2 protein-coding genes are annotated in these 8,437 nt (G+C 74.3%); both read left to right on the top strand.

Features of this window, described 5'->3' with window-relative positions:
- The coding region (locus tag ACEPPI_RS38675; RefSeq protein ID WP_373919944.1) for an SDR family NAD(P)-dependent oxidoreductase at positions 1-6,207 on the top strand (6,207 nt) is incomplete at its 5' end.
- 67 nt (positions 6,208-6,274) lie between these two features.
- A partial coding sequence (locus tag ACEPPI_RS38670) for a type I polyketide synthase (RefSeq protein WP_373919943.1) occupies positions 6,275-8,437 on the top strand: 2,163 nt, incomplete at its 3' end.

Below are 8,437 nucleotides of genomic sequence, written 5' to 3'. Positions count from 1 at the left end.
GGTGTGTTCGGCGGCGCGGGCCAGGCCAACTACGCCGCTGCCAACACCTTCCTGGACGCCCTCGCCGCCCACCGCCGGGCCCACGGCCTGGCCGCGACCTCCCTCGCCTGGAGTCTGTGGACCGGTGTCGGCGGCATGGGCGGCGACCTCGCCGAGGGCGACCGCGAGCGCATCAACCGCGGGGGCATCGGCGTCCTGTCGCCGGAGACGGGCCTCGCCCTCTTCGACGCGGCCCGCCGCACGGCCGAACCGCTGCTCGTGCCCGTCCCGCTCGACCTGGCCGCCCTCCGCGCGCAGGCCCGGAGCGGAATGGTTCCCCACCTGCTGCGCGGGCTGGTCCGCGTACCGGCCCGCCGGGCCGCGGGTGGAGCGGGTGCCACGGCCGACGGGTCCGCGCTGCGCACCCGGCTGGTGGCGCTGCCGGCGGCCGAGCGCGAACAGGTGCTGCTGGACCTGGTCCGGGCCGAGGTGGCCGCCGTACTCGGGCACGCCTCGACCGACGAGGTGCCGGCCGACCGGGCGTTCAAGGAGCTCGGCTTCGACTCCCTGACCTCCGTCGAGCTGCGCAACCGCCTCGGCGCCGCCACCGGCGAGCGGCTGCCCGCCACGCTGGTCTTCGACTACCCGACGCCGAACGCCCTCGCCGCCTACCTGCGCACCGAAGTCCTCGCGCTGGCCGGGGACGGGGAGCCGGCCGACGCCGCTGCATCCCTGCCGGCCACCCCGGGCGCCTCGTTCCAGGACGACCCGATCGCGATCGTCGGCATGAGCTGCCGCTACCCCGGAGGGGTCGAGACCCCCGAGGACCTGTGGCGCCTGGTGCTCGGTGGCGTCGACGCCATCTCGGAGTTCCCGCAGGGCCGTGGCTGGGACCTGGAGTCGCTGTACGACCCGGACCCGGACGGCAAGGGCACCAGCTACACCCGCTCGGGCGGCTTCCTCCACGACGCGGGCCGCTTCGACCCGGCGTTCTTCGGGATCTCGCCGCGCGAGGCCGTCGCGATGGACCCGCAGCAGCGGCTGCTGCTGGAGACCTCCTGGGAGGCCTTCGAGCGGGCCGGGATCGACCCGGCCTCCATGCGAGGCAGCCGCACCGGCGTGTTCGCGGGCATCATGTACCACGACTACGCCACCCGGATCACGTCCGTGCCCGACGGCGTAGAGGGCTACCTCGGCACCGGCAACTCCGGCAGCATCGCCTCCGGCCGCGTCTCGTACGCGTTCGGCCTGGAGGGCCCGGCGGTCACCGTCGACACCGCGTGCTCCTCCTCCCTCGTCGCCCTGCACTGGGCGATCCAGGCCCTGCGCAACGGCGAGTGCTCGATGGCACTGGCCGGCGGTGTCACGGTCATGTCCACGCCCGGCACCTTCACCGAGTTCAGCCGCCAGCGCGGCCTGGCCGCCGACGGCCGCATCAAGTCCTTCGCCGCCGCCGCCGACGGCACCAGCTGGGCCGAGGGCGCGGGCATGCTGCTCGTGGAGCGCCTGTCCGACGCCCGCCGCAACGGGCACCCTGTGCTCGCGGTGGTCCGCGGCTCGGCGATCAACCAGGACGGCGCCTCCAACGGCCTGACCGCCCCCAACGGCCCCTCGCAGCAGCGCGTCATCCGCCAGGCCCTCGCCTCCGGCGGACTGACCAGCGACCTGATCGACGTGGTCGAGGCGCACGGCACCGGTACGACCCTCGGTGACCCGATCGAGGCGCAGGCCCTGCTGGCCACCTACGGCCGGGAGCGCGCGGCGGACGAGCCGCTGCTGCTGGGCTCGATCAAGTCCAACATGGGCCACACGCAGGCCGCCGCCGGTGTCGCCGGCGTGATCAAGATGATCATGGCGATGCGGCACGGCGTCCTGCCCAAGACCCTGCACGTGGACGAGCCCACCCCGCACGTGGACTGGGAGGACGGCGCCGTCGCCCTGCTGACGGAGGCCATGCCGTGGCCGGAGACCGGGCGCCCGCGCCGGGCCGGCGTGTCCTCGTTCGGCATCAGCGGCACCAACGCCCACACCATCATCGAGCAGGCCCCGGACGAGGTCGGGGCGAGCGCGCCCGCGGCCGTGACGGCGCCCGTCCTGCCCTACGTACTGTCCGCGAAGTCGGCGGACGCCCTGCGCGGCCAGGCGGCCCGCCTGCGCACGCACCTGGAGGACGCCCCCGCGTCGTCCGCGTCGGACGTGGCCCTCTCGCTGGCCACGCGCCGTGCCAGGTTCGACCACCGAGCGGTGGTCGTGGCGGAGGGCCGGGAGGAACTGCTGCGCGGCCTGGCCGCGCTGGCGGACGGCGACGTGTCCGCTGCCGGGGTCACGAGCGGCACCGTGGGCGCCGCCGGAGCCGGGAAGCAGGCCTTCCTGTTCACGGGTCAGGGCAGCCAGCGCCTCGGGATGGGGCGCGAACTGTACGAGGCCTTCCCGGTGTTCGCGGAGGCGCTGGACGCGGTGTGCGAGCGGCTGGAACTCCCGCTGAAGGAAGCGCTGTTCGGTACGGATGCCGCCCTGCTGGACCGTACGGAGTTCACGCAGCCGGCGTTGTTCGCGGTGGAGGTCGCGCTCTTCAGGCTCCTGGAGAGCTGGGGTCTGAAGCCGGACTTCGTGTCCGGGCATTCGATCGGTGAGATCGCCGCCGCGCACGTGGCGGGGGTCCTGTCGCTGGACGACGCGTGCACGCTCGTGTCCGCCCGCGGCCGGCTGATGCAGGCCCTGCCGGCCGGTGGCGTGATGATCGCGGTGCAGGCTGCGGAGGACGAGGTCCTGCCGTTGCTGACCGGCCGAGTCAGCATCGCTGCCGTCAACGGCCCGACCTCGGTCGTGATCGCCGGTGACGAGGACGCCGCGACCGCCATCGTGGCGGCCTTCCCCGACCGGAAGTCCAAGCGGCTGACGGTGAGCCACGCCTTCCACTCGCCGCACATGGACGGCATGCTGGCCGACTTCCGCAAGGTCGCCGAAGACCTGGCGTACGCCGCCCCGCGCATCCCGGTCGTCTCCAACCTGACCGGCGCCCTCGTCACCGACGAGATGGGCTCGGCGGACTTCTGGGTGCGGCACGTCCGCGAGGCGGTCCGCTTCCTGGACGGCATCCGTACCCTGGAAGCCGCCGGGGTCACCACGTACCTCGAACTCGGCCCCGACGGAGTCCTCTCCGCCCTCGCCCAGGACTGCCTGACCCAGGACGGCGCGGCTCGCTTCGCGCCCGCCCTGCGGTCCGGCCGCCCCGAGGCCGAGACGCTGAACACTGCCCTCGCCCTCGCCCACACCCACGGCGCGGCCGTCGACTGGGAGGCCTACTTCGCCCCGACCGGCTCCCGCGCGACCGAACTGCCCACGTACGCCTTCCAGCGCGACTGGTACTGGCTCGACTCGGCCGCCGGCGCCCAGCACGCCCCGGGCGACGCCGCCGGCTTCGGACTCGGCACGACGGACCACCCGCTGCTCGGCGCGGCCGTCGAACTGCCCGACTCGGACGGGTTCCTGTTCACCGGCCGGCTCTCCACGGCCACCCACGCGTGGCTCGCGGACCACGCCGTCCTGGGCTCGGTCCTGCTGCCCGGCACGGCCTTCGTGGAACTGGCCGTCCGGGCCGGCGACCAGGTCGGCTGCGACGTCCTGGAGGAACTGACCCTGCAGGCGCCGCTCGTGCTCCCCGAGCGCGGCGGAGTCCAGCTGCGGCTCTCCCTCGCCGGCGCCGACGAGACCGGCCGCCGCGCCCTGTCCCTGTATTCCCGCGACGAGGAGAGCCCCGCCGACGAGCCGTGGACGCGGCACGCCACCGGCGTCCTCGCCACCGGTGACGCCCCGGCCCCGACGGCCGACCTCACGGCCTGGCCGCCGGCCGGAGCCGAACCGGTCGACATCGGCGGCCTCTACGACGGCCTCGCCGCAGCCGGGTTCGACTACGGCCCGGCCTTCCAGGGCCTGCGCTCGGCCTGGCTCCACGGCGACGCCGTCTACGCCGAGGTGAGCCTCGACGAGGAGACCGCCGCAACGGCCGACTGGTTCGGCCTGCACCCGGCCCTCCTCGACGCCACCCTCCACGCGGCGGGACTCGGCGCACTCGTCGAGAACACCGGACAGGGGCGCCTGCCCTTCGCCTGGAGCGGCGTACGCCTCCACGCGGCCGGCGCCGCCGCCGTGCGGGTCCGCCTGGCCCCGGCCGGGCGCGACGCCGTGTCGCTGGAGCTCGCCGACCCGGCGGGCGCACCGGTCGCCTCGGTGGCGTCGCTCGCGCTGCGGGCCGTCTCGCCCGAGCAGATCGGCGCGGCCCGCGGCGCACGCCCCGAGTCGCTGTTCCAGGTCGAGTGGACGGCGCTCCAGCCGGCCTCGGTGCCCGCGGCCGAGCAGCGCCCCTGGGCCCTGCTCGCCGACGGCCACCCCGGGCTCGACACCGTGGGCGTGCGCTACGCGGCCCACACCGGCCTCGCGGACCTCGCGGACCTCGCCGCTCCGGCTCTGGTCTGCGTACCGCTGACCGTTCCGGCCGATCCGCAGGACGTGGCGGGCTCGGTGCACGCCGAGACCAGCCGGGTGCTGGAACTGGTGCGGGAGTGGCTGGCCGAGGACCGGTTCGCGGACTCGCGCCTGCTGGTCCTGACCCGGGGCGCGGTGGCCGCCGCGCCGGGCGAGGACGTCGCGGACCTGGTCCACGCTCCGGCGTGGGGCCTGCTGCGCTCGGCGCAGTCGGAGAACCCCGGCCGCATCGTGCTGGCCGACACGGACGGGACCGACGCCTCCTACCGGGTCCTGCCCGCGGTGCTGGCGTCGGGTGAGTCCGAGGTGGCGGTGCGCGGTGGTTCGGTGCTGGTGCCGAGGCTGGCGCGGGCTGTGGTCGCGGCTGATGCGGCTCCTGGGTGGGATGCCGGGGGCACGGTCCTGGTCACGGGTGCGAGCGGTTCGCTGGGTGGCTTGTTCGCCCGGCATCTGGTGGCCGAGCACGGGGTGCGTCACCTGCTGTTGGTGAGCCGTCGTGGTGAGGCGGCTTCGGGTGCCGTGGAGCTGTCGGCGGAGCTGGCGGAGCTGGGCGCCGAGGTGGCGTGGGCGGCCTGTGACGTGGCTGACCGGGAGGCGCTGGCTGCCGTGCTGGCGGGGATTCCGGCCGAGCGTCCGTTGTCGGCGGTCGTGCACACGGCCGGTGTTCTGGATGACGGGGTGCTGGGTTCCCTGACGGCGGAGCGGTTGTCGGCGGTGCTGCGTCCGAAGGTGGACGCGGCGTGGAACCTGCACGAGCTGACCGCCGGTCTCGGCCTGTCCGCGTTCGTCCTGTTCTCCTCCGCCGCGGGTGTGTTCGGCGGCGCGGGCCAGGCCAACTACGCCGCTGCCAACACCTTCCTGGACGCCCTCGCCGCCCACCGCCGGGCCCAGGGCCTGGCCGCGACCTCCCTCGCCTGGGGCCTGTGGGCCGAAGTGGGCGGCATGGGCGGCGCCCTGAACAGCGAGGAGGTCTCCCGTCTGGGCCGGGGCGGAGTGAACGCCCTGACCGCGGCCGAGGGCCTGACCCTGTTCGACGCCGCGTCGGCCACCGAACGCCCGCTGCTGGTACCGGTCAAGCTGGACCTGGCCGCCCTGCGCGCCCAGGCGGGCAGCGGAATGCTCCCGCCGCTGCTCTCCGGCCTCGTCCGCACCCCGGCCCGCCGGACCGCCGGCGGCGCCACCGCCCCCGGCACGGACGGCGGAGCGGAACTGCGCGAACGCCTCTCCGGGCTCGCGCCGGCCGCACGGGACGAAGCCCTGCTGGAGCTGGTCTGCGCGTACGTCGCGGGAGTCCTCGGCTTCGCCGGGCCCGAAGCGGTCGACCCGGCACGGTCGTTCAACGAGGTCGGCTTCGACTCGCTGACCGCCGTCGAACTGCGCAATCGCCTCGGCGCCGCCACCGGCGTACGCCTCCCCGCCACCCTCGTCTTCGACTACCCGACGCCGACGGCACTGGTGGAGTACCTGCGCGACGAGCTCTGGCAGGACGGCGCGGCAGCCGTACCCCCGCTGCTCGCCGAACTGGAACGCCTGGAGAAGACGCTCGTCACCTCGACGCCCGACTCCGCGGGTCGCGACCGCATCACCGAGCGGCTCCAGGCCCTGCTCACCGCCTGGAACACGGCCGGGGACGAGGCGGCGGCCGCCGCCGACCCGGACGGGGCCCAGGTGGCCGCAGCCCTGGAGAGCGCGACCGACGACGACCTCTTCGACTTCATCGGCAAGGAGTTCGGCATCTCATGACGCGGCAGCTCCGCCCCACCCCTTCCCACCACTTTGACTTTCTGGCTTCCGTACGAGGGATGCACGCATGAACGAGGAAAAGCTCCGGTACTTCCTGAAGCGGGTAACGGCCGATCTCCACGAGACGCGCCGCCGCCTCCAGGAGGTCGAGTCGGAGGAGCAGGAGCCGATCGCGATCATCGGAATGAGCTGCCGCTACCCGGGAGACGTCGAGTCCCCCGAGGACCTGTGGCGGCTGGTGTCCGAGGAGACCGACGCGATCTCGGCCTTCCCGACGGACCGGGGCTGGGACACGGGGAGCCTGTTCGACGAGGACCCCGACGGGCGGGGCACGAGCTACGTGCGCGAAGGCGGCTTCCTGCACTCCGCCAACCGCTTCGAGCCGGAGTTCTTCGGCATCTCACCCCGTGAATCCGTGGCGATGGACCCGCAGCAGCGGCTGCTGCTGGAAATCGCCTGGGAGGCCTTCGAACGCGCCGGCATCGACCCCACCTCGGTGCGCGGCAGCCGCACCGGCGTCTTCACCGGCGTCATGTACCACGACTACGCCTCGCGGCTGCGCGCCGTACCGCCGGAGGTCGAGGGCTACCTCGGCACCGGCGGCTCCAGCAGCATCGCCTCCGGCCGCGTCTCGTACACGTTCGGCCTGGAGGGCCCGGCGCTCACCGTCGACACCGCCTGCTCCTCCTCCCTCGTCACGCTCCACCTGGCCATGCAGGCGCTGCGCAAGGGCGAGTGCTCGCTCGCCCTCGCGGGCGGCGTCACCGTCATGCCGACGCCCGGCACCTTCACCGAGTTCAGCCGCCAGCGCGGCCTGTCCTTCGACGGACGCTGCAAGTCCTTCGCGGACGCCGCCGACGGCACCGGCTGGGGCGAGGGCGCGGGCCTGCTCCTCGTGGAACGCCTCTCCGACGCCCGTCGCAACGGCCACCGCGTGCTCGCGGTGGTCCGCGGCTCGGCGGTCAACCAGGACGGCGCCTCCAACGGCCTCACGGCCCCCAACGGCCCGTCCCAGCAGCGCGTCATCCGCCAGGCCCTGGCCGACGCCCGGCTGACGGCCGCCGACGTCGACGTGGTCGAGGCGCACGGCACCGGCACCACCCTCGGCGACCCCATCGAGGCGCAGGCCCTGCTGGCCACGTACGGCCGGGAGCACACTGAGGACCGCCCGCTGTGGCTGGGCTCCGTGAAGTCCAACATCGGACACACGCAGGCCGCCGCCGGCGTGGCCGGCGTCATCAAGATGGTCATGGCGATCCGCCACGGCCGGATCCCGAAGTCCCTCCACGTGGACGAGCCCTCGACCAAGGTCGACTGGGCCGCGGGCGCCGTGTCGCTGCTGCGCACCACCGTGGACTGGCCGGACACCGGTCGCCCGCGCCGCGCGGCCGTCTCCTCGTTCGGCATCAGCGGCACGAACGCGCACACCATCATCGAGCAGGCCCCCACCGAGGTCCCCGCCGACGCGGCGGCGACCGACGTGGCCGGGACCGAGTCGGAGACCGGGACCGGGACCGAGACCGTCGAGACGGCGGCCCCGCAGCGCCGCACCGTCGTACCGCCCGTACTGCCGTGGCCCGTCTCGGCCCGTACGGAAGCCGCCCTGCGCGCCCAGGCCGAACGCCTGCTCACCCACCTGCGCGCCCACCCCGACCAGTCGGCGGCGGACATCAGCCGCTCCCTGGCCACCGGCCGCGCCGCCCTCGAACACCGCGCCGTCATCGTGGCCGGCGACCGCGACCGCGCCCTGGCCGACCTGGCGGCACTGGCCTCCGAGGAGGAGACCGCCGCGACGCGCGTCGTCCGGGGCGAGGCCGGAGCACGCGGCAAGACCGCCTTCCTGTTCACGGGTCAGGGCAGCCAGCGCCTGGGGATGGGACGTGAGCTGTACGACGCCTTCCCGGTGTTCGAGGAGGCGCTGGACGCGGTGTGCGAGCGGCTGGAACTTCCGCTGAAGGAGGTTCTGTTCGGCGCGGACGCCGGTCTCCTGGACGAGACGCGCTACACCCAGCCGGCGTTGTTCGCGGTGGAGGTGGCGCTGTTCCGGCTGCTGGAGTCGTGGGGTGTGGAGCCGGACTTCGTGTCCGGGCATTCGATCGGTGAGATCGCTGCCGCGCATGTGGCGGGGGTGTTGTCGCTGGACGATGCGTGCGTGTTGGTGGCCGCCCGCGGGCGGTTGATGCAGGCGCTGCCTTCGGGTGGGGTGATGATCGCGCTGGAGGCTGCGGAG

Origin of the sequence: Streptomyces sp. AB3(2024) (genome assembly GCF_041862025.1) — a bacterium.
Classification (GTDB): Bacteria; Actinomycetota; Actinomycetes; order Streptomycetales; family Streptomycetaceae; genus Streptomyces.
This window is presented reverse-complemented; position numbering and strand designations above follow the sequence as displayed.